Origin of the sequence: Variovorax sp. KBS0712, from assembly GCF_006323185.2 — a bacterium.
Lineage (GTDB): Bacteria > Pseudomonadota > Gammaproteobacteria > Burkholderiales > Burkholderiaceae_C > Variovorax > Variovorax boronicumulans.
Genome location: NZ_VCCD02000001.1, coordinates 1,924,649 through 1,948,466, shown reverse-complemented (window position 1 = coordinate 1,948,466; position 23,818 = coordinate 1,924,649). Strand labels below are relative to the sequence as shown.

Below are 23,818 nucleotides of genomic sequence, written 5' to 3'. Positions count from 1 at the left end.
GCCCTGAACAAGAGCGCCTAGTTACGGCGCAACGATCGCGCCTTCGATGCGATGGCGCTTCAACGCATCGGCCACGAAGCCCGAAGCCTTCATCTCTTCGACGAAGGCCGCAAGCAGCGCCTGCGCCTCGGCCCCCCGACTGGCCGGCGTCCCCATCGCCTGCTGGATCACCATGAAGCGCCCCGGCAGCACGCGCACCCCAGGCACACGGGCCGCTTCGCCTTCGAGCAGCTGGCGAATGCCCGCCGCCACCTCGACCTGGCCCGCACGCAATGCAGCGAGCGCAGGCCCCGCGCCCTGCAGGCGCACGATCTCGGCCGCCTTGATCTCGCGCGTGAGGAACAGGTCATAGGCACTGCCAGAGCCGACCGAGATGCGGTGGCCTGCAGCATCGACCTGCGCGTTGTCGGTCAGCGCAGAGGATTCGGGCACGAGGTAGCTGCCCTCGATCAGCACATAAGGCGCCGTGAAGCGCAGCCCTTCGCTGCGCGCCGGATCGACCGCGAAGAAACCGATGTCGGCCTTCTCGTTCTTCACCGCGTCCACCGAGGCCGCGGCCTTCTCGAACACCACCAGCTCGATGCCCACGCCAAGGCGCCGCGCGAACTCGCGGGCCAGGTCGATCGACACGCCGATCGGTTCGCCCGTGGTGGCGTCCTTGTTGGCCAGGATTGGATTGCCGAGGTTGATCGAGGCGCGCAGCGTGCCGCTGGGCGCGAAGGCGGTCACGAGGGCGGAAGAGGGCGATGTGGTCATGGCGTCCGTTCGTCGGGAAGGCGGAAGGAGGGGATGAAGGCCGCCAGTTTACGGGCCGTGAGGCCGCTGCTTCAGCGCGCGGAGAGCGGCTCCAGCCCCGTCTTCGCGATCGTCGGCGCCGCGGCCGGTGCGTTGAGGTAGCGGATCAGCTGGCGTGCCGCCTCGGGCTGCTTCGAGGCCGTGGCCACGCCGGCCGAGAACACCGTCACGCGCTGCACTTCGGCGGGCAGCGGGCCGATGTAGTCGATGCCCTCGATGGGCAGCAGCTCGCTCACCTGCTGCAGGCCGAGGGCCGCGTCGCCGCGCGCCACCACCGTGCCCACGCGCTCGCTCAGGATGCGCTTGCTCTTGGGCTTGACCTGGTCTTCGATGCCCAGCGTCTTGAGCAGCTCGGTCTCGTAGTAGGTGCCGCTCGCGCTCGCCGAGTAGGCGATCGACGGCGCCGCGAGCAGCGTGCGCTTGAGCGCGTCGACCGTGCCGATGTCCGGCTTGGGCGCGCCCTTGCGCACCGCGAAACCGATCGACGAACGCACCAGGTCGACCTGGCTGCCCGCCACCACCTTGCCCTGCGCCACCAGCGCATCGAGCGCGGGGCGCGCCAGGATCACCACGTCGGCGGGCTCGTTGCGGCCGAGGCGGCTGGGAATCGAATCGCTGGCATTGCCCATCGACGCACCGTAGGCCGTCTTCACGCTGCGGCCGGTGCTGCGCTCGAAGCCGGGGCGCAGCTCGTTGTAGGCGGCGGTGAAGCCGCCGGAGGTCATGACGTGGATGTCGCTCGTGGCGGCGGGTGGGGTGCCACCACCGAGGTTGGTGCAACCGGCGAGCGCGAAGGAGGCGGCCAGCGCCAGGGCGGCGCGGCGGGTCAGGGCGGAACGGGGGAAGGCGAAGGCTGTCACGGCGTGTGTCTCCTGAAGATCGTGCCGTGCCATCGTAGGGGCCGAGGCTGTCAATCGGCCTTCAGGAAATTCGGGGTTACTACTAGCGCGAGGGCTTGGGCGGGTCCGCGTCCTTGGCGGGCGCAGCCGCCGCCGGCAGGCGCCCCCGTTTCGCCAGCCCTTCGCGCAGCAGGAACTCGACCTGCGCGTTCGCGCTGCGCAGCTCCTGGGCCGCCAGCCGCTCGATCTCGGCCCACAGGGCCGGATCGATGCGCAGCGGGTAGGACTTCTTACCGGGACTGGCCATCAGGGAACAACGACGTGGCGGCGGTGAACAGGTGCCGTGGATGCATCAGGTGTAGAGCGTGCCCGTGTTGACCACGGGCTGGGTTTCGCGGTCCGAGCACAGTACCACCAGCAGGTTCGACACCATCGAGGCCTTGCGCTCGTCGTCGAGCACGACGAGGTTGCGCTCCGACAGCCCCTTGAGGGCGGCCTCGACCATGCCGACTGCACCCGCCACGATCTGGTGCCGCGCGCTCACGATGGCCACCGCCTGCTGGCGCCGCAGCATCACCTGGGCGATCTCGGGCGCGTAGGCCAGGTGCGTGAGCTTGGCGTCGAGCACCTCGACGCCAGCGCTGGCAAAGCGCTGGTTCAGCTCGGCCTTGAGGGCGTCGGCCACCACGTCCAGGCCGGCGCGCAGCGTGACCTCGTCGCTTTGCAGGTCGTCGCCGCTGTCATAGGCGTAGAGCGTGGCCAGGTGGCGGATGGCGGCTTCGGACTGGATGGCGACGAACTTGTTGTAGTCGTCGATCTCGAACACGGCCTGCGCCGTGTCGTGCACGCGCCAGACCACGGCCGCGCCGATCTCCACCGGGTTGCCGCGCTTGTCGTTGACCTTCAGCGGTGGCGTGTTCAGGTTGCGCGCGCGCAGCGAGATCTTCTGGCCGGCCTGGAACGGGTTGGTCCAGCGCAAGCCCTCGCTGCGGTCGGTGCCCTGGTACTTGCCGAAGAGCGTGAGGATGATGCCCTCGTTGGGCTTGAGCATGTACAGCCCCGGCAGCAGCGAGACGCCGACGACGATCAGCAAGATGCTCAGGGGCAGCGGCATCATCCGCCGCACGAGAACCCAGGCGCCGACCGCAAGGATCAGCAGCGCCACAGCAACGATGCCGTATCCGTTGACGGACCGGTACGGCCGCTCCCTGCGGACCGGGCGAGGGATGGACGGGGTCTGCTCGTGCATGAAGGCCTCCTGTTGAAAGTGATATCACTCTAATATCTTTTTGGAGGTCGTCAAGGCTTTCTTTCGCCCCGCCTTCGCGGGTTCGGCCGCGTCCCGCAGACACTGCGCAAATTGCGCGACGAGGGGCGGGCTGGCGCGTGGCTTGCGCTGCAGGAGGCCGATCTCGCGATGGAACGTGGCCTCGCCGAGGGACAGCATGCGCACGCCCGGCGGCAGCGGCAAGTGGGCCTCGACCCACGGCACGAGCGCAACGCCCAGGCCCTTGGAGGCCAGGTGGATGAGCCCGGAGATTTCGTCGACCTCGATGGCGTCGTTGACCACGAGGCCTTCGCGCTGGAGGAATCGTTCGACCATGCGCCCGCCGAACGATGCGCGGTCGTAGCGCAGGAACGGCTGTTCCTGCAGCAGCGTGCGCCAGTTCCTGCCCGGCACGCTCGCGGGGGCAATGAGCACATAGGGCTCGCGCACCAGGGTCTGCCAGGTCAGCTCGGGAAGAATGCCGAAAGGCGGCCGGATGATCACGGCCGCATCGATGCTGCCGGCGTCCAGGTCGTCCATCAGCCGCATCGACACGCCGGGCGAGATGTGCACGCGCAGCAGGGGGAAGCCGGCGCGCAATTTTTCGAGCGCCCGCGCCACCAGTGTCGGCTGCGCGGACGCAATGGCGCCGATGCGCAGCAGCCCGGCATTCGCAGCGTCGTCGGGCAGCTCGCCGAGCTTGGCGTAGAGGCCGCAGATTTCTTCCGCCCGTCCCAGCGTGGTCTCGCCCGCCGCATTCAAGGTGGCAGAGCGGCCTGTGCGGTCGAAAAGCGGGAACCCCAGGGATTCCTCGAGCCGCTTGATCTGGCTGCTGACGGCCGATTGCGTGAGGCCGATGCGCTCTCCCGCCGCGGCGAATGTGCCGTGGCGACACACGGCGATGAAGGTTCGAAGCTCGGTGATCATTCGGGATTCATCGAAATGGGTGGTGCTCAGCGATGAAATATATCGTTTTCGGTTATGTGGCCCGCTGCTTAGAGTTTGCTCACCCTGAACTCCTTGATCGATGAACCCCATGAGCACCCCCACTGCACGCATCCCGTTCCACCTGGCCTTTCCCGTGCGCGACATCGCCGAGGCGCGCGCCTTCTACGGCGAGTTGCTCGAATGTCCCGAAGGCCGCAGTTCGACCGAGTGGGTCGACTTCAACTTCCACGGCCACCAGATCGTGGCGCACCTGGCGCCCGACGAATGCGGCCACAAGACGCACAGCGCCGTGGACGGCCATGACGTGCCTGTGCGTCACTTCGGCGCCGTGCTGCCGATGGACCTGTGGCAGGCAATGGCCGACAAGCTCATCGCACGCCAGACGAAATTCGTGATCGAGCCCTACATCCGGTTCAAGGGCGAGCCCGGCGAACAGGCGACGATGTTCTTTCTCGACCCGTCGGGCAACGCCATCGAGCTGAAGTCCTTTGCGGACCTGGATTCGCTGTTCGCCGTCTGAAAGCGCCGACGTGAAAACAACCCACTGCCTTCTGGCGGCCGCAACGGCCGCGGCGCTCCTGCTGTGTGCCGGGCGTGCATCCGCCCAAACCGACGTGCTGAAGAAGATCAGGGAGTCCGGCGCCATCACCATGGGCGTGCGCGACGCCTCGGGCGCCATGTCCTTCACGCTGGGGCCCGGCAGCTACACGGGCTTTCACGTCGAGGTCTGCGAACGTGTCATTGCCGACATCGGGAAGGCGTTGCAGATCGGCAAGATCCACGTGAAGTACCAGCTCGTCACGCCGCAGAACCGCATGCCCCTCGTGCAGAACGGAACGGTCGACATCGAGTGCGGTACCACGACCAACAATGCGGCGCGCCAGAAGGACGTCGCGTTCGCCCCGACGCTCTATGTCGAGGGGGTTCGCATCGCGGTCAAGGCGACATCCGGCGTTGCTTCGGCGGCCCAGCTCGCCGGCAAGGCGGTGGCCGTCACGACGGGGAGCACCTCCGTCCAGCTGCTGAGAAAACTCAAGCGCGACAACGCCCCGGAGATTGCGGAGGTGTACGCCAAGGACAACAGCGAAGGGTTCCTGCTGCTCGAATCGGGCCGCGCAGAGGGCTTCGTCGCCGACGGGCAGATCCTTGCCACCTTGATTTCCAGGAGCAAGGAGCCCGCGCAGTACAGGCTGCTCGACCAGGTGCTCAGCGTCGAGCCGATCGCGATCATGATTCCCAAGGGCGATGCCGCGTTCAAGAAGCTGGTCGATCAAAGCGTCCTGGCGTTGGCAAGGAGCGGGGAGGCCGCGCGAATCTACGACAAGTGGTTCATGCAACCCATTGCGCCGCACGGCGCGAAGGTGGGGCTGCCGGCCAGCGCCCTGACCAGGGCCGCCTGGGCCAACCCCAGCGACAAGCCGATGGAAGACTACGAGGTGCGATAGGGCGGCACCCGCAAGGCGACGAGGTCGAATCAGACGATCAGGTCGAAGCAGCAGCCCGCGTAGTACGGCTTGTCGCCGCCATCGACAAAGGGCACCTCGATCGGCTTGCCCTCGTTGCGCCACACGTCGCGCTTGCGGTAGCCGGAGCGTGCCAGGTCGGCCAGCAGTTCGTCGTGGTGCTGGATGCGATAGGCGCACACGGCCACGCCGATGCTGTTGAGCGTGTAGATCGTGCGCTCGGGGTGCACGGCCGTGGTGTTCATGACGATGCGCCGGGGCTTCACGGCGAGCGCGGAAAGAATCGCGTCCATGCGCATCGGCAGGTACTGCAGGCTGCCCGACACGTACAGCACGTCGCAGCCGCTCGCGTCGCGGTAGTCGGTGGTGAAGCCGAGCTGCGCGGTCGCCTCGCGCTTGATGGCCATCGCGCGGCCGCTCTCGACCACGCCGGGCACGTCGCACACGGTCCAGCGCAGGGTGTCGGGGTAGCTCAGCACGCGCCGGAAGGCGTAGTACTTGATGCCGACGTGCCCGCCCAGGTCGAACACGCGCGTCAGGCCCGCATCGATGGAACGGCCCAGCCAGAAGAGGCCGGGGTAGTCGTAGAAATAGATCTGCGGGCTGTAGAGCTCGCCCGCGTCGGCATTGGCGTAGCCGACCGCCTTGCTGGGCGGCGCGCCGGCCTCGGCCGCCTCGAAGCTCTCGAACGACCCCATGAAGAGGTTCTCGTCCGTGTTGTTCAGGAACTTGCGCCGGTAGGCGCTTTCGCGGGGCGGGAAGGTCAGCAGGCTTGAAAGCATGTCTCTCTCCTGTGGCTGTCCCATTCTGAGCGCAACCGGCGCCTTTGGGGCGATAGCCCAGCGCCGCGGGGGCGGTTACCCCGTGGGGGTTTACATGCCGCTCGCCAGTGCCGCAGCCGCCGCGCGGGTCTCCACCCCCAGCTTCTCGAAGATGTGCTCCAGGTGCTTGTTCACCGTGCGCGGGCTGGTGCCCAGGATCTCGCCGATGTCGCGGTTGGTCTTGCCCTTGGCGAGCCAGGACAGCACCTCGGTCTCGCGCGGCGTGAGGGCCGCGTCGGCCAGGCGCGCGGCCGGGCCTTCGCGCTGGATGGCGAACAGCAGCATGGTCTCGCCGAGCGCCGCCGCGCCCAGGTTGCGCACCGACAGGCGCATGGCCGTGGCGGTGCCGATGGCAATCGACGCACCCGGCGCCAGCGCGGGCTCTACCGAGGCGGGCAGGCGCCCCGGCGCCACCGGGTCTTCGAGCGCATGCAACCACAGCGCGGCCTGCGGCGAGCGCCAGGCGATGCGCCCGCGCGTGTCGACGAACACCACGCCCATGCCCGCCACGTCGACCGCGTCGCGCGCCATGCGCGTGATGCGGGCGTTGCGTGTGTGGGTGTGCAGGCGCGCCAGCACCTCCTGCGCGCGGATCGGCTTCACCACGTAGTCGACGCCGCCGCACTCGAAGCCCTCGACCACGTGCGCGGTTTCCGACAGGCCCGTCATGAACAGCACCGGAATGTGCGCCAGCGCCGCGTTGGCCTTGATGCGCCGGCAGGTCTCGAAGCCCGAGAGGCCAGGCATGAGGCCGTCGAGCAGGATCGCGTCGGGCACCACCAGCTCGAGCCGCTGCAGCGCGGCCTCGCCGTCGGCCGCCACCAGCACGGTGTAGCCGCTGGCCTCGAGCGTGTCGCACAGCATGCCCAGGCTGCTGGGGGCGTCGTCCACCACCAGCACGACGGGGCGTTCGGATTCATGACCGGGCGAGGGGAGTGTCTGCATCTTCTGCCAGTGCGTTGCGGAGGTTGTCGAGTTCGAAGCGCGCGACCATGCCGCGCAGCCAGGTGCAGGTGGCGGTCGCCGCGGGCGAGGTCGCGGCCAGCCGGTCGAGCGCGGTGTGCAGGCCGCGCACATGGCCCATCTGCACCAGGCGCATCAGGTCGGCACGGTCGTCTTCGCCGAGCGCGAGCAGGGGCGGGCGCACCGGCATCGCGTCGGGGTCGGCGGGCGGCGGCATGGCGTCGCCGGTCGCCAGCCATTCGAGGCCCAGGTGCCGCTCCAGCGTGGCGATGAGTTCCGACTCGATCACCGGCTTGCCCACGAAGGCCTGGCAGCCCGCGGCGCGCAGCCGGTCGGCCTGGTTCTCGAACATGTTGGCCGAGACGATGATGATCGGCAGCTCGGCGAAGCCCGAGGCCCGCACCGAGCGCGCGGTCTGCCAGCCGTCCATGTCGTCCATCGTCAGGTCCAGCAGGATGGCCGAGGGCAGCTCTTCGCGCAGGCTGTCCAGGCACTCGGTGCCGCTGGCCGCCTCGCGCACCGTGAAGCCCAGCGGCGCGAGCATGCCGGCGAGCATCTGGCGCTGCACCGGCTGGTCGTCCACCACCAGCAGCGTGCGGCGCTCGCCCAGGTAGCCCGACACCGGCTCGCGTGAGCCCGCCTGCGGGCCGGGGTCAGCCACTTCACGCAGGTACACGCGCACGCTGAAGGTGCTGCCCGCCGACGAGGTCGACGCCAGCTTCAACTCGCCGCCCATCAGCGAAGTGAGCAGCCCGGTGATCGTCAGGCCCAGCCCCGTGCCCGGCTCGCCGCGCCGGCGGCCCGCGGCGCCGCGCTCGAAGGGCAGAAAGATGCGCTGGCGGTCTTGCGGCGCCACGCCGATGCCGGTGTCGACCACGTCGAAGCGCAGCACCTCTCGCCGCGCGTCCACATGCAGCGTGACGGTGCCGTTGTCGGTGAAGCGCACGGCGTTGGTCAGCAGGTTGATGAGAATCTGGCGCAGCCACTTCACGTCGGCATGCACCCACGGCGGCAGCCGGCCCGCATGCGTGTAGACGAACGCCAGGCCCTTGGCCTCGGCCTGCGGCCGCACCATCTGCACCACCTGGTCGAGAAAGGCCGGCAGCGCGAGCGGCGATGGCTCCAGCTGCAACCGCCCGGCCTCGATGCGCGCCAGGTCGAGCAGCCCGTCGATGAGGCCCAGCATGTGCTCGCCGCTGCGGTGGATGGTCTGCACCGCTTCGCGCGGTGGCAGGGCCGCGTCGCCGCCCTTGAGCAGGATCTGCGAGTACCCCAGGATGCTGTTGAGCGGCGTGCGCAGCTCGTGCGTCATGCCGGCCACGTAGCGGGTCTTGGCCTGGTTGGCGGCCTCGGCGGCTTCCTTGGCGGTCTGCAGCGCGGCGTCGGTGCGGCGGTGGGCTTCGATCTCGAGCGCGAGCAGGTTGTTGTGGCGGTTCGATTCCTCCTGCGCCATCTGCCGGCTCTCGCTGCCCAGCACCACCCACCACGCGGCCACGGCGGCCACCACCGAGAGCAGCGCGAACACTTTCAGGAAGGCTGTCGCCATCGCTGAATCGATGGTGCCCGCGATGGCCTCCTGCGCGTAGACCACGCCCACCACCGTGGCCAAGAGCGCGATGAGCGAGGTGGCGACCAGCAGGTAGTGCGCGACGCGGAAGTTCAGTCGCGCCGACAGCGCCGGTGGCAGCAGCGCCTGCAGCCAGCCGCTCATCTGCTCGGCGGCGCGCGAGTCGGTCTTGCAGCGGTCGTGGCAGCGCGATTCGAGCGTGCAGCACAGCGAGCAGATCGGCGCGCTGTAGGCCGGGCAGTGCGCCATGTCTTCCGACTCGAAGCTGTTGTCGCACACCGAGCATTTCACGCTCTGGCCCGGCGTCCAGCGGTCGATGTCGGTGCGCGCCAGGTAGTAGCGACCGCGCGTCTGCCACGCCAGCAGCGGCGACACGGCCATGGCCGTGGCCAGCGCGATGAAGGGCGAGAAGGCCCGCGCCCACTGGCCGAGCGCGCCGGAGTAGGCCAGCATCGCCAGCGCCGCCGCCACCAGCATCGCGACCAGGCCCACGGGGTTGATGTCGTACAGGTGCGCGCGCTTGAACTCGATGGTCTTCGGGCTCCAGCCCAGCGGCTTGTTGATGACCAGGTCGGCCACCAGCGCGCCGACCCAGGCGATGGCGATGTTGCTGTAGAAGCCCAGCACGTGTTCCAGCGCGGCGAACACGCCCAGCGCCATCAGCAAGATTGCGATGGCCACGTTGAACACCAGCCACACCACGCGCCCCGGGTGGCTGTGCGTGAGGCGCGCGAAGAAGTTCGACCACGCGAGCGAGCCTGCGTAGGCGTTGGTCAGGTTGATCTTCATCTGCGAGACCACCACGAACAGCACCGTGATGCCTAGCACCCACGCCGGGTCGCGCAGCACGTACGAAAAGCCCGTGAGGTACATCTGCGTGGGCTCGATCGCGTGGTTGGCCGGTATCTCGTGCTGCAGCGCCAGGAAGGCCAGGAACGCGCCGCCCATCATCTTCAGCATGCCCGGCACGATCCAGCCCGGCCCGGCGACCAGCACCGCGGTCCACCAGCGTCCTCGGTTCGCGGCGGTCTTCTCGGGCAAAAAGCGCAGGTAGTCGACCTGCTCGCCGATCTGCACCACGAGCGAGAAGGCCACCGTGGCCGCCGCGCCGAACATCAGCGGATCGAAGCTGCTGCTGTCCGAGGTGCGGCCCACGAGGCCGGTGAAGTCGGCGTACAGCTCGGGCTTCTTCACCATCACCGCGATGAAGGGGCAGACGAACAGCACGATCCAGATCGGCTGCGTCCACAGCTGCAGCCCCGAGATGAGCGTGATGCCGCGCGCCACCAGCGGAATGATCACGATCGACGACACCAGGTACAGCAGCCACAGCGGCCAATCGAGGTACATCTGCAGCGCCAGCGCGAGGATGGCCGCCTCGAGCGCGAAGAAGATGAAGGTGAAGCTCGCGTAGATCAGCGAGGTGAGGGTGGAGCCCAGGTAGCCGAAGCCGGCGCCGCGCGTGAGCAGGTCCATGTCCACGCCGTGGCGCGCGGCGTAGTACGAAATGGGCAAGCCCGTGAGGAAGGTGATGAGCCCCACCACCAGGATCGCCCACAGCGCGTTCGAGAAACCGTAGCTCAGCGCGATCGCGCCGCCGATGGCCTCCAGCGCCAGGAACGAGGTGGCGCCGAAGGCCGCGTTGGCCACGCGGAACTCCGACCACTTGCGAAAGCTGCGCGGCGTGTAGCGCAGCGCGTAGTCCTCCAGCGTTTCGTTCGCGACCCAGGCGTTGTAGTCGCGGCGGATGCGAAAGATCTTCTGTCCGGAGACGGATGTCATGGCGGGTTCTCGCGGCGGCGGCAACGGTGGCATGCGGCAGGTACAGCAAGAAGCGCTCCCTGCTGTCGCGTGCCTTGTCTGCTCGCGAGTCTGCGGCCCGGGCAGGGGCCTATCGCTACGTTGAATGACGTATTCGCGCAGAGGCAAGTGATTTCTAAAGTACCAGCCATGGTGCTCGCAGCACCGTCCGATGCACTGCGATGGTGCGCGGCTCACTCTTCTTTCAACCTGCCTGGAGTTCCTGATGTCGCGTGATTCCGATCCTTCTTCCCTCGATGCCATGGCACTGCGCCGCCGCCGCCTGCTGCAGGGCGCCGCCGCGCTGCCCGTGATGGGCCTGAGCGGCCTGAGCTTCGGCCAGGGTCAGTTCCCCACGGCCAAGGTCAACACCACCAAGCTCGCGGTGACCGACACCGAAGTCACGGTGGGCCAGCTGCATTCGTCCACCGGCACCATGGCCATTTCGGAGACCGGCTCCATCCAGGCCGAGCAGCTCGCCATCGACCAGATCAACGCGATGGGCGGCATCCTGGGTCGCAAGATCAAGGTCATCAAGGAAGACGGCGCCTCCGACTGGCCCACCTTCGCCGAGAAGTCGAAGAAGCTGCTGGTCAACGACAAGGTCGCGGCCGTGTTTGGCTGCTGGACCAGCGCCTCGCGCAAGGCCGTGCTGCCGGTGTTCGAAAAAGAGAACGGCCTGTTGTACTACCCGACCTTCTACGAAGGCCTGGAGCAGAGCAAGAACGTGATCTACACGGGGCAGGAAGCCACGCAGCAGATCATCTGGGGGCTGGACTGGGGCGCGAAGGAGAAGAAGGCCAAGACCTTCTTCCTCGTCGGCTCCGACTACATCTGGCCGCGCACTTCGATGAAGATCGCGCGCAAGCACATCGAGAACTTCCAGAAGGGTTCGGTCAAGGGCGAGGAGTACTACCCGCTGGGCCACACCAACTTCAACTCGCTGATCAACAAGATCAAGGTCGCCAAGCCCGACTGCATCTTCGCGGCCGTGGTGGGCGGCTCGAACGTGGCCTTCTACAAGCAGCTCAAGGCCGCGGGCATCACCGGCGACAAGCAGTTCCTGCTGACGCTGGCCGTGACCGAGGACGAGATGACCGGCGTGGGCGGCGAGAACTTCGCGGGCTTCTACTCGTCGATGAAGTACTTCCAGACGCTGGACAACGAGAACAACAAGAAGTTCGTGGCCGCCTTCAAGGCCAAGTACGGCAAGGACGCGGTGATCGGCGACGTGACGCAGGCGGGCTACCTCGGCCCGTGGCTGTGGAAGGCGGCCGTGGAGAAGGCGGGCAGCTTCGACATCGACAAGGTGGTGGCGGCATCGCCGGGCATCGAGCTGAAGACGGCGCCGGAGGGCTACGTGAAGCTGGATGCGAACCACCACTTGTGGAGCAAGGCGCGCATCGGGCAGGGGCAGCTGGATGGCAGCTTCAAGGTCGTTGCGGAATCGGGCGAGCTCATCAAGCCCGATCCGTTCCCCAAGGGGTATCAGTAACTCCCCCGAAGCGGCTCACTTCGTGTAGCCGCCTCCCCCCTCAAGGGGGCGACACCTGCGGCCCGGCAAAGCCGGTTCCGCGGTGTCTCACGACTTGTTCCCTGACCCTTACCGGATATTGCGCAATGAGCCTCTCGGACATGATGAACATCGGCCTGATGCAAGGCTTCGCGGGGCTGAGCCTCTTCGCGGTGCTGCTGCTCATGGGCCTCGGGCTCGCGATCATCTTCGGGCAGATGGGCGTGATCAACATGGCGCATGGCGAGTTCATGACCATCGGCGCCTACTCGATCTTCCTGGCCGCGCAGGTGACCGAGCGCATGGCGCCCTCGCTCATGCCGTACTACTTTCCGATCGCGATCGGGCTGGCCTTCGTGTTCGCCTTCATCGCGGGCTGGCTCGTGGAGTGGGCGCTGATCCGCCACCTGTACAAGCGACCGCTCGACACGCTGCTCGCCACCTGGGGCGTCAGCCTGGGCCTGCAGCAGATCTTTCGCACCTTCATCGGCCCGAAGGAAGTGAGCCCCACGCTGCCCGAATGGCTCATGGGCTCGTGGACGCCGCATGAAGGCCTGGACATTCCGATCAACGGCCTGTTCGTGCTGGCGCTCACCGCGCTGGTCACGGGCGGCGTGCTCATCGCCTTGCACAAGAGCCGCTGGGGCCTGCGGGTGCGCGCCACCGTGGCCAACCGCACCATGGCCAACGCCACCGGCATCGACACGAAGAAGACCGACCGCCTCACCTTCGCCATCGGCTGCGGCATTGCCGGCGTGGCGGGCGCGGCCTTCACCACCATCGGCTCGACCGGGCCGACCTCGGGATCGCTGTACATCGTCGATGCCTTCCTGGTCGTCACCTTCGGCGGCGCGGCCAGCCTGCTGGGCACCGTGGTCTCGGCCTTCGGCATTGCGCAGACCCAGTCGATCTCGGAGTTCTTCATGACCGGCTCGATGGCCAAGGTGCTGACGCTGTCGCTGATCGTGCTCATCCTGATGATGCGCCCCCAAGGCTTGTTCGCAGTCAAGGTGCGTCGCTGAACCCGATTCCTTCCCGGAGAACCTCCCGATGAATTTCCTCAAGGCCTCGATCCGGCGCTACCAGCTCGGCAGCCTCCTGCTGCTGGTGCTGCTGCTCGCGGTGGTGCTGCCGCTGTCGCTCGACATCTTCCGCCTCAACCTCGTGGGCAAGTACCTCAGCTACGCCTTCGTGGCCGTGGGCCTCGTCATGGTGTGGGGCTACGGCGGCGTGCTGAGCCTGGGGCAGGGCGTGTTCTTCGGCATCGGCGGCTATGCGATGGCGATGTTCCTCAAGCTCGAAGCTTCCGACCCGATCACGACCAAGATCCAGTCGACGCCCGGCATCCCGGACTTCATGGACTGGAACCAGATCACCGAGCTGCCCGCGCTGTGGCTGCCGTTCAAGAGCCTGCCGCTGAGTCTGGCGCTGGTGGTGCTGGCGCCGATGGCGCTGGCCTGGCTCATCAGCTTCGCGATGTTCAAGCGCCGCGTGGGCGGCGTGTACTTCGCGATCATCACGCAGGCGGTGGCGCTGATCTGTACCGTGCTCATCATCGGCCAGCAGGGCTACACGGGCGGCGTGAACGGCATGACCGACCTGAAGACGCTGCTGGGCTGGGACACGCGCACCGACAGCGCCAAGTACATCCTCTACTACGTCTGCGTGGGCCTGCTGGTCTTGAGCATCCTGCTGTGCCGCTGGGTGCAGACCAGCAAGCTCGGCACGCTGCTGCTGGCCATGCGCGACAAGGAAGACCGCGTGCGCTTCTCGGGCTACGACGTGTCGAACTTCAAGGTCTTCACCTTCTGCCTGGCGGCCGGGCTTTCGGGCATCGGCGGCGCGATGTTCGCGCTGCAGGTGGGCTTCATGTCGCCGAGCTTCGTGGGCATCGTGCCCTCGATCGAAATGGTGATCTTCTGCGCCGTCGGCGGCCGCATGAGCCTGGTGGGCGCGGTGTACGGCGCGCTGCTGGTGAATGCGGGCAAGACGCTGTTCTCCGAGAGCTTTCCCGACCTGTGGCTCTTCTTGATGGCCGCGCTCTTCATCGGCGTGACCATGGCCTTCCCGATGGGCCTGGCGGGGCTGTGGGAAGACACGATCAAGCCGTGGTGGGCCTCGCGCCGCCAGGCCCTGCGCGACGCCGCGACGAAGCCGCCGCCCGCCGCCGTGTCGGCCCCTTCACCCGTCGCCGCGCCGCAGGCCGAGCCCGTGCTGCCCGAAGGCATCGGCCGCCAGCGCGCCTGACCGACACCGGAGCCCCTCCTCATGAGCAACACCGACTTCGCACTCGCCGTGGAAGACCTCAGCGTCTCCTTCGACGGCTTCAAGGCCATCGACGACCTGACGCTGTACATCGACAAGAACGAGCTGCGCGTGATCATCGGCCCCAACGGCGCTGGCAAGACCACGCTGCTCGACCTGATCTGCGGCAAGACGCGCGCCAGCGCCGGCAGCATCAAGTTCAAGAACACCGAACTCACGAAGATGGCCGAGCACAAGCGCGTGCGGCTGGGCATCGGGCGCAAGTTCCAGACGCCGTCGATCTACGAGAACCTGAGCGTGTTCCAGAACCTGGAGGTGTCGTTTCCGAAGGGCCGCTCGGTGTTCGGCGCGCTGGCCTTTCAGTGCGACGACGAGGTCAAGGGCAAGGTGCAGGCCATCGCCACGGAGATCGGCCTGGCCGACAAGCTTGGCACCGAAGCCGGCCTCCTGAGCCACGGCCAGAAGCAGTGGCTGGAGATCGGCATGCTGCTGATGCAGGAACCCGAACTGCTGATGCTCGACGAACCCATTGCCGGCATGAGCGCACGCGAACGCGAGCTCACGGCCGACCTGCTCCAGCGCATCTGCCGCAACCGCGCCGTGATCGTCATCGAGCACGACATGGCCTTCGTCAAGCAGATCGCGCACAAGGTCACCGTGATGCACCAGGGAAAGATCCTGGCCGAAGGGCCGATGGAGAAGGTGCAGGCCGACCCGAAAGTCATCGACGTCTATCTGGGGCACTGAACCATGAGCACCATCATGCTGAAGGTCGACGACCTGCACACCGCCTACGGCCAGAGCGAGGCGCTGCACGGCATCTCGTTCGTGGGCCATGCCAACGAAACCATCGCCATCATGGGCCGCAACGGCATGGGCAAGACCACGCTGTTCAAGAGCCTGATGGGCGTGCTGCCGATCAAGAGCGGGCGCATCGAAGTGGCGGGGCAGGACGTGTCGCGTGACGAGAGCTTTCGCCGCGTGGCCAAGGGCATCGCCTACGTGCCGCAGGGCCGCATGATCTTCCCGACGCTGACGGTGGAAGAGAACATCCAGACCGGCCTGGAGAACTCGAAGACCCGCCGCATCCCCGAGGAGATCTATGCGCTGTTCCCCGTGCTGTGGGACATGAAAAGCCGCAAGGGCGGCAACCTCTCCGGCGGCCAGCAGCAGCAGCTTGCCATTGCGCGCGCCCTCGTCACCGACCCCAAGGTGCTGCTGCTCGACGAGCCCACCGAAGGCATCCAGCCTTCGATCATCAAGGACATCGCCAAGGCGCTCAACGAGATCCGCAAGCTGCGCGGCATCACCATCGTCGTGTCCGAGCAGGTGCTGAGTTTCGCGATGGACGTGGCCGACCGGCTGTTCGTCATCGAAGGCGGTCGGCTCGTGCACGAGACCGCGCGCGACAAGACCGATGTGGAACACATCAAAGCCTATCTCTCTGTCTAACCACAACCCCAGGAGCCACTGCACATGACGGACACGCTGATCAAGGTCGACCTGACCAAGCCGCCCACGGAGAACGAAAACATCCACAACCGCTGGCACCCGGACATTCCGATGGCCTGCTGGGTCAACCCGGGCGACGACTTCATCCTCGAGACCTTCGACTGGACCGGCGGCTTCATCAAGAACAACGACAGCGCCGATGACGTGCGCGACATCGACCTGAGCACGGTGCACTACCTCTCGGGCCCGGTGGGCGTGAAGGGCGCCGAGCCCGGCGACCTGCTGGTGGTCGACCTGCTGGACATCGGCGCCAAGCAGGACAGCCTGTGGGGCTTCAACGGCTTCTTCTCGAAGAAGAACGGCGGTGGCTTCCTCACCGATCACTTTCCCGAAGCGCAGAAATCGATCTGGGACTTCAAGGGCATGTTCACGAGCTCGCGTCACATTCCGGGCGTGAACTTCGCGGGGCTGATCCATCCGGGCCTGATCGGCTGCCTGCCCGACAAGCCGATGCTCGACATGTGGAACGAGCGCGAGAAGGCACTCATCGCCACCGACCCGGACCGCGTGCCGGGCCTTGCGAATCCGCCTTTCGCTGGCACCGCGCACATGGGGAAGATGACCGGCGAGGCTCGCGCCAAGGCCGCAGCGGAAGGCGCGCGCACCGTGCCGCCGCGCGAGCATGGCGGCAACTGCGACATCAAGGATCTGTCGCGCGGCTCGAAGGTGTTCTTCCCCGTGTACGTCGACGGTGCGGGCCTGAGCGTGGGCGACCTGCACTTCAGCCAGGGCGACGGCGAGATCACCTTCTGCGGCGCCATCGAGATGGCCGGCTGGGTGCACATGAAGGTCACGCTCATCAAGGGCGGCATGGCCAAGTACGGCATCAAGAACCCGATCTTCAAGCCCAGCCCCATCACGCCGCAGTACAACGACTACCTGATCTTCGAAGGCATCTCGGTCGACGAGAGCGGCAAGCAGCACTACCTCGACGTGAACGTGGCCTACCGCCAGGCGTGCCTGAACGCCATCGAGTACCTGAAGAAGTTCGGCTACTCGGGCGCGCAGGCCTATTCGATCCTGGGCACGGCACCTGTGCAGGGCCACATCAGCGGCGTGGTCGACGTGCCCAACTCGTGCGCCACGCTGTGGCTGCCCACGGGCATCTTCGACTTCGACATCAACCCGAACGCGTCGGGGCCGGTGAAGTTCATCGACGGCAGCATCGACATGCCGCTGTCGCACGACCTGCGCTGAAGCCATGCCGACCTACGACTACGCCTGCGGGCAGTGCGGCGGCTTCGAATCGCTGCGGCCTTCGGGCCAGCGCGACGAGCCCGCCGCCTGCCCCGATTGCGGCACGGCTTCGCCGCGCGTGTTCACCGCCGCGCCGCGCCTGGCGCTGATGGCCGCCGACACGCGCCATGCGATGGCCACCAACGAACGCGCGCGCCACGAGCCCGCGAGCTCGCGCGACTATGCGCGGCTGCGGCATCCCTCGGGCTGCGGTTGCTGCTCGGGATCGTCGCGGCGCAGTGCCACGCAGACCGCGCCGAACGGGGCGAAATCGGCCCCGTCGCGGCGGCCCTGGATGATCTCGCACTGAGGGTTCGGCGTGCATTCCTTGCATGCGCTAGGCGCATGCAAGGAATGCCGGAAGCGAGAACTTTCTCGTGCGTTCCCTCTGGAGGAAAGGGTTCCGGCCGCCGCATCGCATGCGCGAGCGGCGCGCGATTGTTTCAATCCCGTGAACGCCGCGATTCCTTTTGCTGACGTTTTTTGGGGCGCTTCAGGTTCAAACTTCATCCCATCGACACACCACCTGAAGGAGATTGAAATGAATGCCTCGAAGACCCTCGCCGCCGTTGCGCTCTCGCTCCTGGCTGTTGCCGGTGCCCACGCCGAAACCTATGACGGCGTGCACACCGTGAACTCGACCCTCTCGCGTTCGGAAGTCGCGTCGCAAGCCGTGGCCGCCGCCCGTGCCGGCAACGAGTACAGCGACGGCGCCACCGCCGGCGCACAGACCTTCACCTCGACCGCCGACCGCTCGACGATCCGCGCTGAAGCCGTCGCCAAGGCCCACGACCCGCTCGCCAGCCTCGATCGCCGCGCGTTCTACCGCGACGAAGTGCCGGCTGCGTACAAGAAGCCCAGCGTGTCGTTCACGCGCCAGGCTGGCCTGTAAGCCAGGTCGCTGCGGCAAGCCGGTGCCTGCATCGGCTGCTTGAAGAACGAACGGGCCCTTGGGGCCCGTTTTTTCGTTGGGACGTCGCGCGTCAGGCGGCGTGCGCAAGGACGTTGACGAGCTTCCCGAACGGATCGCGGACATAGAAACGGCGCACACCCCAGGGTTCGTCGACCGGGCCGTATTCGATGGCAAAGCCGGCAGCCCGCATGCGCGCAAGCGCCGTGTCGACATCGTCGACTTCGATGGAAAGGTCGGGCACCGGCGTGCCCGAGCCGCCTTCAGACGCAAAGCTGACCTGCACGCTCATCTCGGCCTGCGAACCGTAGGTGCGTATCCATCCGTGGTCCATCAGCAGATCGAGGCCGAGCACGTCGGCGTAGAAGACCTGTGCGCGTGCCACATCCTGCGTCGCGAAGTTGGCGACCAGTCGTTTGACTTTCATTGTTTGGAACTCTCTTCGAGGGCTTCGGGTGCGATGCGGAAGGCCTTGGGCTTGCCGCCGGATTCGGCATGGAGCAGGTCACCTTCGATGCGGATGCGGGTCCACGTGTCGATGATGCCGTCGGCGCCGATCAGCTCGATGCTGTCGCCAGAAAGCACCCGGTAGCGAAACGACGGCGCGCACTGCGGGCCATCGTGCGTGCCCAGCACCGCGCGAAGGAATCCGTTCGATGCGAACCAGTAGATTTCGACCTGGGTGTCGGAGATGAGTTGCAGCCGGCGGTCGATGGGGAGGGCGGTGGTCATGAGAGATGAGGGGGCGGGGGGCACCACAAGGCAGCCAATTCCGAATGAGGAGCGGCCGAATATAGAAGACCCCGCATGAGCCTGGCCAGCCGCGTGCGTGAAACCGCCATCGAGGGCGGGTAAGCTCGCGGCCCATGAAGCGCAACAGCACTCCCCGCACGTCCAAGTCCACCGGCGGCAAGGCTGCCGCGGCGCCCGCCGCCGAGGCATCCGACGTTCCGGTGTCGGCCGTGCTGGCGCGCATCGAAACCCTGTGGTCCTCGCTGGGCCCCGTGGGCCAGCGCATCGCCGACTTCATCGTGAAGAACCCGCGCGAGGTGGTCCACATGTCGGTCAGCGAGGTGGCCGAGCGCACCGGTTCGAGCGAAGGCAGCATCGTCGGCCTGTGCAAGAACCTCGGCGCCACGGGCTTCCAGCAGATCAAGATCGCGTTGGCGCAGGAGATCGTGCGGCCGGTGCAGTTCATCCACGAAGACCTCGACCCGCAGGACAAGGCCGACGCGGTGATCCGCAAGATCTTCCAGAGCAACGTGCAGACGCTGCACGACACGCAGTCGATGCTCGACGCCAAGGCGATGGAGCGCGCGGTGCAGCTGTTTCGCAAGGCCGAGCGCATCGAGATCTACGGCATCGGCAGCTCGGCCACCATCGCCGAGGACGCGCACTACCGCATGCTGCGCATCGGCCTCAATGCCAAGGTGGTGGTCGATTCGCACGTGCAGGCCATCAGCGCCTCGCTCACGAATGCGAAGACGGCGGTGCTGACGATTTCGCATTCGGGCAGCACGCACGAGACGGTGACGGCCACGCGCCTCGCGAAGGAAGCCGGCGCCGCCACGGTGTGCATCACCAACTTCGGCAAGTCGCCGATCCAGGCCTTTGCCGACGTGCTGCTGTTCACCATGGCGCGCGAAACCAACTTCCGCACCGAGGCGATGACGAGCCGGCTCGCGCAGCTGGCGATCATCGACGTGCTGATCGCCTGCCTGGCGCTGTCGGACTACGACACCTCGGTGCGCACGCTGCGCCAGACCTTCGACGTGCTCTCGCTCAAGCGGTACTGAGGCGCGGGTTCCATCGCCGGCGCTGCGAGCAGTCCGGCCACCGTGGGCGCCACCGCCCCCGGTGACTCACCCACCAGCACGCAGGCCAGGCCGAGCCGCGCGGCGCCTTCGCCGTCGGTCAGCGGGTTGTCGCCGACCACCACCGTGCGCTCGGCGTGCGCGCCGAGGCGGCGCAGGCCTTCCTCGAACAGCAGCGGCGCGGGCTTGCCGACCACGCACCACGGCTGCACGCCGCTGGCCGCGACCACGGCCGCGAGCAGCGCGCCGGTCTCGGGCACCACGCGGCCGTGCGGGCCCGGGTGCGTGGCGTCGGCATTGGTCACCATCAGCTTCGCGCCGCGGCGCAGTGCGTTCGCGATGACCGACAGGCGCGCGTGGCTGAAGTGCATGTCGAGCGCGAGCAGCACGACGTCGGCCTCGGCCTCCGCGGACACCAGCCGGCAGCCCTGCGCGCGCGCGTAGCGCTGCAGGGCAGGGCTGGCGGCCAGCAGCACGCGCGCCTGCGGATGCTGCTGCACCAGCTGGCGCACCGCGAGTTCGCCGGCCAGCACGATGCGCTCGGGCGGCACGCGCAGGCCCAGCTTGCGCAGCCGCACCGACAGGCCCTGCGCCGTGTGCGTGGAGTTGTTGGACACGATGGCGTAGCGGTCGTGAAAGTGCGCCAGCAAGCGGGCCGCGCCGTCGATGGCCTCCTGCTGGCGCACCAGCGTGCCGTCGAGGTCAACCAGCAGGTGGCGGGCCTGCGCCAGCGCCTGGATGCCGCTGCCGTTCATGGTCCCTGTTGTCGTGTGATGCGTGCTCATGGATCTCCGGGAGTGGGGCCGTCTTGAGGGGCTCGGCCGTGGCGGCGGATTTTATTGAATATTGCTCAGTGATATTTGAATTTTGAAATGAGCTTATTTCATTTCCCTGTCATCTGCGGCTCCTAAAGTTCTCTTCATCGGGGCGTTGCAACCGCACGCCCACCGCTTTCCAAACGAAGGAACCGACCATGAAAAAGCTCCTGGCCCTTACGGCCGCCGCCCTCTCGCTGACTGCCGCGCTGCCGCTGGCGGCGCAGGCCCAATCGGTGGCCGACGGCTCGCGTGAGCGGCCGCTGCGCGTGCTGCTGATCCCGGCCGACGGCGGCACCGAGTCGGGCACCAAGGCCGACTACGCGCCGGTGTTCAACGCCATCACGCGCAGCACCGGCCTGAACTTCGACCTCAAGGTCGGCCAGTCGTACGGCGCGGTGGTCGAGGGCATGTGCAACCAGCTCGCCGACATCGCCTTCTTCGGCCCCGTGTCGTACGTGCAGGCGAACAAGCGCGGCTGCGCACAGTTGTTGGCCGTGGGCGTGGAGAAGGGCGCCTCGGTGTACTACGCGGGCATGTTCGCCAAGGCCAACGCGCCCATCGCCTCGGTCAAGGACCTCAAGGGCAAGCGCGTGGCCTTCGGCGACGTCAACTCGGCCTCGAGCTTCACCTTCCAGGTCGCGATGCTGCTCGATGCCGGCATGGACCCGGCCAGGGACCTCGGCGCCATCCGCATGACTGGCAGTCACGCCAGCAGCCTGGCCGCGCTGGTGCAGGACCAGGTCGACGTGGCCTCGCTCTCGTTCGACTCCTACGAGAAGGCGGTGAAGCAGGGCGTGGTCGACCCGAAGACGGTGAAGGTGGTGGCGCGCAGCATGGCCATTCCGTACCCGCCGCTGGCGCTCAATTCGAAGCTGCCCGAGCCGCTGAAGGCGAAGCTGAAAGACGCCTTCCAGACCGTGAACAAGGCCCCCGGCGTCACGCCCGACATGATCCGCGGCTACGGCGGCGGCAAGATCGACGGCTACGACACCAAGTTCTCCGAAGCCGAGTTCAACGTCGCCGCCGAAAAGCTCGGCCTGCTGACCGACGAGCTCAAGGGCCGCATCCTCGCCAAGTCCGCCGAGCGTTGAGCGTCGCCATGCTGAATTTCGAATCGGTCGCCATGCACTACGCCGACGGCACGCGCGCGCTCGACGGCGTGTCGCTGCAGGTGCCGGCGGGGCAGTTCTGCGTGGTGCTGGGCGCCTCGGGCGCGGGCAAGTCGACGCTGCTGCGCATGGCCAACGGGCTGGTCAAACCCACGCAGGGCGCGGTGCAGGTCGAGGGCGTGCAGATCGCCGCCCACTCGCTGGCCCGCATCCGCCCGCGCATCGGCATGATCCACCAGCAGTTCAACCTGGTGCTGCGTTCCACGGTGGCCGACAACGTACTGGCCGGTGCGCTGCCCGCGGTGCCGACGTGGCGCGCGCTGCTCGGCCTGTTCACCGATGCGCAGCGTGCCAAGGCCTGCGCGCTGATCGAATCGGTCGGGCTGCAGGAGCAGCATTTGCTGCGCCGCGTGAGCGAGCTCTCGGGCGGGCAGCAGCAGCGCGTGGGCATCGCGCGCGCCTTCATGCTCGAGCCGCCGCTGGTGCTGGCCGACGAGCCCGTGGCCAGCCTCGACCCGCAGACCAGCCACGACGTGCTGTCGCTGCTGCGCACGCAGGCGCGCGAGCGTGGCACCACCGTGCTGTGCAGCCTGCACCAGATCGAGCTGGCCTGCGAGTTCGCCGATCGCATCGTGGCGCTGCGCCACGGCGCGGTGGTGTTCGACGGCGCGCCCGCGGCCTTCGACCCGAAGGTGTTCGACGCGGTCTACGGACGCACGCCGGCGCCCGCGCGGCCCGCGCCCGAAGCGCCGCTGCCGCTGCATGCCGGCGCGCTGGAGCTGGTGCCATGAGCCGCCCCGCATCCGCCTGGGACCTGCCGCGCCCCTTCGGCGCCCGCAGCCTCGCCGTGCTGTTGCTCGTGGTGGTGGTCGGCTTCTTCGCCGGCCAGCGCGTGGAGATGGGCCGCATGCTGTCGCTCACGGGCGAGGGCGTGCTCGCGGCCGTCGGCCTGCGCGAGCAGTCGCAGGTGCTGTCGGGCCTGGGCACCATCGCCAGGTCGCTCTTTCCGCCGCAGGTGTCGGAGCGCACCGAGGTGTCGCGCATCGAGGGCTTCGACCGCGAACGGCTGCCGTGGTTTTCGCATGTCGAGATGGAGGAATCGCGCCAGCCCAAGCTCAACCCGCAGACGTTGCAGATGGAAGAGGTGGTCGACCGGCGCGAGGTGCTGGTCGAGCCCTTCGGCTACCTCTGGCACGTGGCGGTGAAGATGCTGGAGACCTTCGAGATCGCCATCTGGGCGACGCTGCTGGCCATCGTGCTGAGCGCGCCGCTGGCCTGGTGCAGCGCGAAGAACTACACGCCGAACCGCGCTGTCTACACGCTGGCGCGCGGCGTGGTCGGCATGTTCCGCGCGGTGCCCGAGCTGGTGAGTGCGCTGTTCCTGGTGCTGGCCTACGGCTTCGGTCCCATCGCCGGCGTGCTCGCGCTCGCACTGCATTCGGCGGGCTTCCTCGGCAAGTTCTACGCCGAAGACATCGAGACCGCCGACGACAAGCCGCAGGAGGCGCTGCGTGCCATCGGCGCCAGCAAGCTCAAGGTGATGCGCTTCGCGGTGCTGCCGCAGGTGATGCCGCAGTTCATCGCCTACACGCTGTACATCCTCGACCGCAACGTGCGCATGGCCACCGTGGTCGGGCTGGTGGGCGCGGGCGGCATCGGCCAGGAGCTGAAGGGTCGCTACGACATGTACAACTACGCGCACGTCGGAACGATCCTGATCGCGATCTTCCTCACGGTGCTCGTGCTCGACAGGGTCGCAGCCCGGCTGCGCAGCCGCTATGCCTGAGCGCTGACACCCACCCCTGCGCCCACTTCGGGCACCCGAGTTCTCCCCGTTTCTTCCCGTTCCGGTGCAAGCCCTTTGAGGCCTGTACGGCCCGGCTTCGCCTTGCTTTTCTTCCCACGCCCCTTCGATCCAGAAAAGGACACCTTCATGACCTCACGTTCTTCCCGGTATGGCCTCGCTGCGGCGGGCTTTCTCCTGTGCCTGAGCCTTGTCGCATGCGGCGGCGGAGGGGGCGGTGGCGGCGGCCTGCCGGTGCTGCCGCCCACCGGCCCCACGCCCCCGACCACCACGCCGGAGCAGCCCGGCCCGACGCCGGCGCTGAAGTGCGCGCCCTGAGCTGTGCGCCGCCTTCATCCACACGCCTTCCATTTCTTCTCTTTTTGTCCTCGCGT

The 23,818-nt window shown here is 67.4% G+C and carries 26 protein-coding genes; 15 read left to right on the top strand and 11 right to left on the bottom strand.

Going from position 1 to position 23,818, the window contains the following annotated elements; all coding sequences use genetic code 11:
- Positions 1 to 21: 21 nt before the first annotated feature.
- The 5 genes from FFI97_RS08990 to FFI97_RS08970 all read right to left on the bottom strand — a co-directional run bounded on the left by FFI97_RS08990 (position 22) and on the right by FFI97_RS08970 (position 3,828).
- Complete coding sequence (locus tag FFI97_RS08990; RefSeq protein WP_139701707.1) at positions 22 to 756, bottom strand: transporter substrate-binding domain-containing protein; 735 nt, start codon at positions 754 to 756, stop codon at positions 22 to 24.
- Between the two features lie 71 nt (positions 757 to 827).
- A complete protein-coding gene (locus FFI97_RS08985; protein WP_260684945.1) occupies positions 828 to 1,655 on the bottom strand; it encodes a substrate-binding domain-containing protein in 828 nt (275 codons plus the stop codon).
- Positions 1,656 to 1,737: 82 nt separating this feature from the next.
- Positions 1,738 to 1,941 (bottom strand): hypothetical protein, encoded by a 204-nt coding sequence (locus FFI97_RS08980; RefSeq protein WP_062474617.1) that lies wholly within the window; start codon positions 1,939 to 1,941, stop codon positions 1,738 to 1,740.
- Positions 1,942 to 1,986: 45 nt separating this feature from the next.
- Complete coding sequence (locus tag FFI97_RS08975; protein WP_095744991.1) at positions 1,987 to 2,883, bottom strand: SPFH domain-containing protein; 897 nt, start codon at positions 2,881 to 2,883, stop codon at positions 1,987 to 1,989.
- A 24-nt stretch (positions 2,884 to 2,907) separates the two neighbouring features.
- Entirely contained in the window at positions 2,908 to 3,828 is a 921-nt protein-coding gene (locus tag FFI97_RS08970) for a LysR family transcriptional regulator (protein WP_062474621.1), read from the bottom strand.
- A 109-nt stretch (positions 3,829 to 3,937) separates the two neighbouring features.
- On the opposite strand from FFI97_RS08970, the gene FFI97_RS08965 reads away from it, so the two are divergent.
- Positions 3,938 to 4,369 (top strand): VOC family protein, encoded by a 432-nt coding sequence (locus FFI97_RS08965; RefSeq protein WP_062474623.1) that lies wholly within the window; start codon positions 3,938 to 3,940, stop codon positions 4,367 to 4,369.
- A gap of 10 nt (positions 4,370 to 4,379) precedes the next feature.
- Positions 4,380 to 5,294, top strand: a complete 915-nt coding sequence (locus FFI97_RS08960; protein ID WP_260684944.1) for an amino acid ABC transporter substrate-binding protein — start codon at positions 4,380 to 4,382, stop codon at positions 5,292 to 5,294.
- Between the two features lie 29 nt (positions 5,295 to 5,323).
- Here the strand turns inward: FFI97_RS08960 and FFI97_RS08955 are convergent, their stop codons facing one another.
- The 3 genes from FFI97_RS08955 to FFI97_RS08945 all read right to left on the bottom strand — a co-directional run bounded on the left by FFI97_RS08955 (position 5,324) and on the right by FFI97_RS08945 (position 10,445).
- Complete coding sequence (locus FFI97_RS08955) at positions 5,324 to 6,094, bottom strand: TIGR04325 family methyltransferase (protein ID WP_139701705.1); 771 nt, start codon at positions 6,092 to 6,094, stop codon at positions 5,324 to 5,326.
- Between the two features lie 90 nt (positions 6,095 to 6,184).
- Positions 6,185 to 7,078, bottom strand: a complete 894-nt coding sequence (locus tag FFI97_RS08950) for a response regulator transcription factor (protein ID WP_139701704.1) — start codon at positions 7,076 to 7,078, stop codon at positions 6,185 to 6,187.
- A complete protein-coding gene (locus FFI97_RS08945) occupies positions 7,050 to 10,445 on the bottom strand; it encodes an ATP-binding protein (RefSeq protein WP_139701703.1) in 3,396 nt (1,131 codons plus the stop codon). The genes FFI97_RS08950 and FFI97_RS08945 overlap by 29 nt, the downstream gene beginning before the upstream one ends.
- Before the next feature lie 244 nt (positions 10,446 to 10,689).
- Between FFI97_RS08945 and urtA the strand changes: the two genes are divergently transcribed.
- The 8 genes from urtA (at position 10,690) to FFI97_RS08905 (ending at position 17,881) form a co-directional block, all read left to right on the top strand.
- Positions 10,690 to 11,958, top strand: a complete 1,269-nt coding sequence (urtA, locus tag FFI97_RS08940; protein WP_062478305.1) for an urea ABC transporter substrate-binding protein — start codon at positions 10,690 to 10,692, stop codon at positions 11,956 to 11,958.
- 125 nt (positions 11,959 to 12,083) lie between these two features.
- The gene (gene urtB, locus FFI97_RS08935) at positions 12,084 to 12,998 is read left to right on the top strand and encodes an urea ABC transporter permease subunit UrtB (RefSeq protein WP_139701702.1); all 915 of its coding nucleotides are present in this window, start codon (positions 12,084 to 12,086) and stop codon (positions 12,996 to 12,998) included.
- A gap of 28 nt (positions 12,999 to 13,026) precedes the next feature.
- Positions 13,027 to 14,223 carry an urea ABC transporter permease subunit UrtC gene (urtC, locus tag FFI97_RS08930; RefSeq protein ID WP_139701701.1) on the top strand — a complete coding sequence of 399 codons (1,197 nt, stop codon included), beginning with the start codon at positions 13,027 to 13,029 and terminating at the stop codon, positions 14,221 to 14,223.
- Positions 14,224 to 14,244: 21 nt separating this feature from the next.
- Positions 14,245 to 14,988, top strand: coding sequence for an urea ABC transporter ATP-binding protein UrtD (urtD, locus tag FFI97_RS08925; protein ID WP_062478314.1), 744 nt, complete (start codon positions 14,245 to 14,247; stop codon positions 14,986 to 14,988).
- Positions 14,989 to 15,003: 15 nt separating this feature from the next.
- Positions 15,004 to 15,693, top strand: a complete 690-nt coding sequence (gene urtE / locus FFI97_RS08920; protein ID WP_062478384.1) for an urea ABC transporter ATP-binding subunit UrtE — start codon at positions 15,004 to 15,006, stop codon at positions 15,691 to 15,693.
- 24 nt (positions 15,694 to 15,717) lie between these two features.
- Positions 15,718 to 16,950: a formamidase gene (gene fmdA, locus FFI97_RS08915; RefSeq protein ID WP_095947569.1), complete on the top strand. Its 1,233-nt coding sequence runs from the start codon at positions 15,718 to 15,720 to the stop codon at positions 16,948 to 16,950.
- 4 nt (positions 16,951 to 16,954) lie between these two features.
- Entirely contained in the window at positions 16,955 to 17,299 is a 345-nt protein-coding gene (locus FFI97_RS08910; protein WP_139701700.1) for a zinc ribbon domain-containing protein, read from the top strand.
- 231 nt (positions 17,300 to 17,530) lie between these two features.
- Positions 17,531 to 17,881 (top strand): hypothetical protein, encoded by a 351-nt coding sequence (locus tag FFI97_RS08905; RefSeq protein ID WP_056582144.1) that lies wholly within the window; start codon positions 17,531 to 17,533, stop codon positions 17,879 to 17,881.
- A gap of 91 nt (positions 17,882 to 17,972) precedes the next feature.
- Here FFI97_RS08905 and FFI97_RS08900 read toward each other — a convergent pair whose 3' ends face one another.
- Together FFI97_RS08900 and FFI97_RS08895 are read right to left on the bottom strand one after the other, a co-directional pair.
- The gene (locus FFI97_RS08900) at positions 17,973 to 18,326 is read right to left on the bottom strand and encodes a VOC family protein (protein WP_070060357.1); all 354 of its coding nucleotides are present in this window, start codon (positions 18,324 to 18,326) and stop codon (positions 17,973 to 17,975) included.
- Positions 18,323 to 18,631, bottom strand: a complete 309-nt coding sequence (locus FFI97_RS08895; RefSeq protein WP_139701699.1) for a hypothetical protein — start codon at positions 18,629 to 18,631, stop codon at positions 18,323 to 18,325. Before FFI97_RS08895 ends, FFI97_RS08900 begins: the two co-directional genes overlap by 4 nt.
- Positions 18,632 to 18,765: 134 nt before the next feature.
- On the opposite strand from FFI97_RS08895, the gene FFI97_RS08890 reads away from it, so the two are divergent.
- Positions 18,766 to 19,695, top strand: coding sequence for a MurR/RpiR family transcriptional regulator (locus FFI97_RS08890; protein WP_223301301.1), 930 nt, complete (start codon positions 18,766 to 18,768; stop codon positions 19,693 to 19,695).
- On the opposite strand, the gene FFI97_RS08885 is transcribed toward FFI97_RS08890, so the two are convergent.
- Complete coding sequence (locus tag FFI97_RS08885; RefSeq protein WP_260684943.1) at positions 19,632 to 20,498, bottom strand: HAD-IIA family hydrolase; 867 nt, start codon at positions 20,496 to 20,498, stop codon at positions 19,632 to 19,634. The genes FFI97_RS08890 and FFI97_RS08885 overlap by 64 nt on opposite strands.
- Positions 20,499 to 20,686: 188 nt before the next feature.
- Here FFI97_RS08885 and FFI97_RS08880 point away from each other — a divergent pair, with 188 nt between their 5' ends.
- From FFI97_RS08880 to FFI97_RS08865, 4 genes are all read left to right on the top strand, one after another.
- Positions 20,687 to 21,622 carry a phosphate/phosphite/phosphonate ABC transporter substrate-binding protein gene (locus FFI97_RS08880; protein WP_139706721.1) on the top strand — a complete coding sequence of 312 codons (936 nt, stop codon included), beginning with the start codon at positions 20,687 to 20,689 and terminating at the stop codon, positions 21,620 to 21,622.
- Between the two features lie 8 nt (positions 21,623 to 21,630).
- The gene (gene phnC, locus FFI97_RS08875; protein WP_139706723.1) at positions 21,631 to 22,431 is read left to right on the top strand and encodes a phosphonate ABC transporter ATP-binding protein; all 801 of its coding nucleotides are present in this window, start codon (positions 21,631 to 21,633) and stop codon (positions 22,429 to 22,431) included.
- The gene (phnE, locus tag FFI97_RS08870; protein WP_139706725.1) at positions 22,428 to 23,426 is read left to right on the top strand and encodes a phosphonate ABC transporter, permease protein PhnE; all 999 of its coding nucleotides are present in this window, start codon (positions 22,428 to 22,430) and stop codon (positions 23,424 to 23,426) included. Before phnC ends, phnE begins: the two co-directional genes overlap by 4 nt.
- 147 nt (positions 23,427 to 23,573) lie before the next feature.
- Positions 23,574 to 23,762 (top strand): hypothetical protein, encoded by a 189-nt coding sequence (locus FFI97_RS08865; protein ID WP_139706727.1) that lies wholly within the window; start codon positions 23,574 to 23,576, stop codon positions 23,760 to 23,762.
- Positions 23,763 to 23,818: the final 56 nt, after the last annotated feature.

Excerpts from the sequence above, each read along its gene's own strand:
- FFI97_RS08970 (WP_062474621.1), bottom strand. The coding sequence starts at position 3,828 with ATGATCACCGAGCTTCGAACCTTCATCGCCGTGTGTCGCCACGGCACA.
- FFI97_RS08900 (WP_070060357.1), bottom strand. The coding sequence starts at position 18,326 with ATGAAAGTCAAACGACTGGTCGCCAACTTCGCGACGCAGGATGTGGCA.
- FFI97_RS08965 (WP_062474623.1), top strand. The coding sequence starts at position 3,938 with ATGAGCACCCCCACTGCACGCATCCCGTTCCACCTGGCCTTTCCCGTG.
- FFI97_RS08905 (WP_056582144.1), top strand. The coding sequence starts at position 17,531 with ATGAATGCCTCGAAGACCCTCGCCGCCGTTGCGCTCTCGCTCCTGGCT.
- FFI97_RS08950 (WP_139701704.1), bottom strand. The coding sequence starts at position 7,078 with ATGCAGACACTCCCCTCGCCCGGTCATGAATCCGAACGCCCCGTCGTG.
- FFI97_RS08980 (WP_062474617.1), bottom strand. The coding sequence starts at position 1,941 with ATGGCCAGTCCCGGTAAGAAGTCCTACCCGCTGCGCATCGATCCGGCC.
- phnE (WP_139706725.1), top strand. The coding sequence starts at position 22,428 with ATGAGCCGCCCCGCATCCGCCTGGGACCTGCCGCGCCCCTTCGGCGCC.
- urtC (WP_139701701.1), top strand. The coding sequence starts at position 13,027 with ATGAATTTCCTCAAGGCCTCGATCCGGCGCTACCAGCTCGGCAGCCTC.
- FFI97_RS08865 (WP_139706727.1), top strand. The coding sequence starts at position 23,574 with ATGACCTCACGTTCTTCCCGGTATGGCCTCGCTGCGGCGGGCTTTCTC.
- fmdA (WP_095947569.1), top strand. The coding sequence starts at position 15,718 with ATGACGGACACGCTGATCAAGGTCGACCTGACCAAGCCGCCCACGGAG.
- urtA (WP_062478305.1), top strand. The coding sequence starts at position 10,690 with ATGTCGCGTGATTCCGATCCTTCTTCCCTCGATGCCATGGCACTGCGC.
- FFI97_RS08910 (WP_139701700.1), top strand. The coding sequence starts at position 16,955 with ATGCCGACCTACGACTACGCCTGCGGGCAGTGCGGCGGCTTCGAATCG.
- FFI97_RS08885 (WP_260684943.1), bottom strand. The coding sequence starts at position 20,498 with ATGAGCACGCATCACACGACAACAGGGACCATGAACGGCAGCGGCATC.
- FFI97_RS08945 (WP_139701703.1), bottom strand. The coding sequence starts at position 10,445 with ATGACATCCGTCTCCGGACAGAAGATCTTTCGCATCCGCCGCGACTAC.
- phnC (WP_139706723.1), top strand. The coding sequence starts at position 21,631 with ATGCTGAATTTCGAATCGGTCGCCATGCACTACGCCGACGGCACGCGC.
- FFI97_RS08880 (WP_139706721.1), top strand. The coding sequence starts at position 20,687 with ATGAAAAAGCTCCTGGCCCTTACGGCCGCCGCCCTCTCGCTGACTGCC.
- urtB (WP_139701702.1), top strand. The coding sequence starts at position 12,084 with ATGAGCCTCTCGGACATGATGAACATCGGCCTGATGCAAGGCTTCGCG.
- urtD (WP_062478314.1), top strand. The coding sequence starts at position 14,245 with ATGAGCAACACCGACTTCGCACTCGCCGTGGAAGACCTCAGCGTCTCC.
- FFI97_RS08895 (WP_139701699.1), bottom strand. The coding sequence starts at position 18,631 with ATGACCACCGCCCTCCCCATCGACCGCCGGCTGCAACTCATCTCCGAC.
- FFI97_RS08990 (WP_139701707.1), bottom strand. The coding sequence starts at position 756 with ATGACCACATCGCCCTCTTCCGCCCTCGTGACCGCCTTCGCGCCCAGC.
- FFI97_RS08890 (WP_223301301.1), top strand. The coding sequence starts at position 18,766 with ATGAAGCGCAACAGCACTCCCCGCACGTCCAAGTCCACCGGCGGCAAG.
- FFI97_RS08955 (WP_139701705.1), bottom strand. The coding sequence starts at position 6,094 with ATGCTTTCAAGCCTGCTGACCTTCCCGCCCCGCGAAAGCGCCTACCGG.
- FFI97_RS08975 (WP_095744991.1), bottom strand. The coding sequence starts at position 2,883 with ATGCACGAGCAGACCCCGTCCATCCCTCGCCCGGTCCGCAGGGAGCGG.
- urtE (WP_062478384.1), top strand. The coding sequence starts at position 15,004 with ATGCTGAAGGTCGACGACCTGCACACCGCCTACGGCCAGAGCGAGGCG.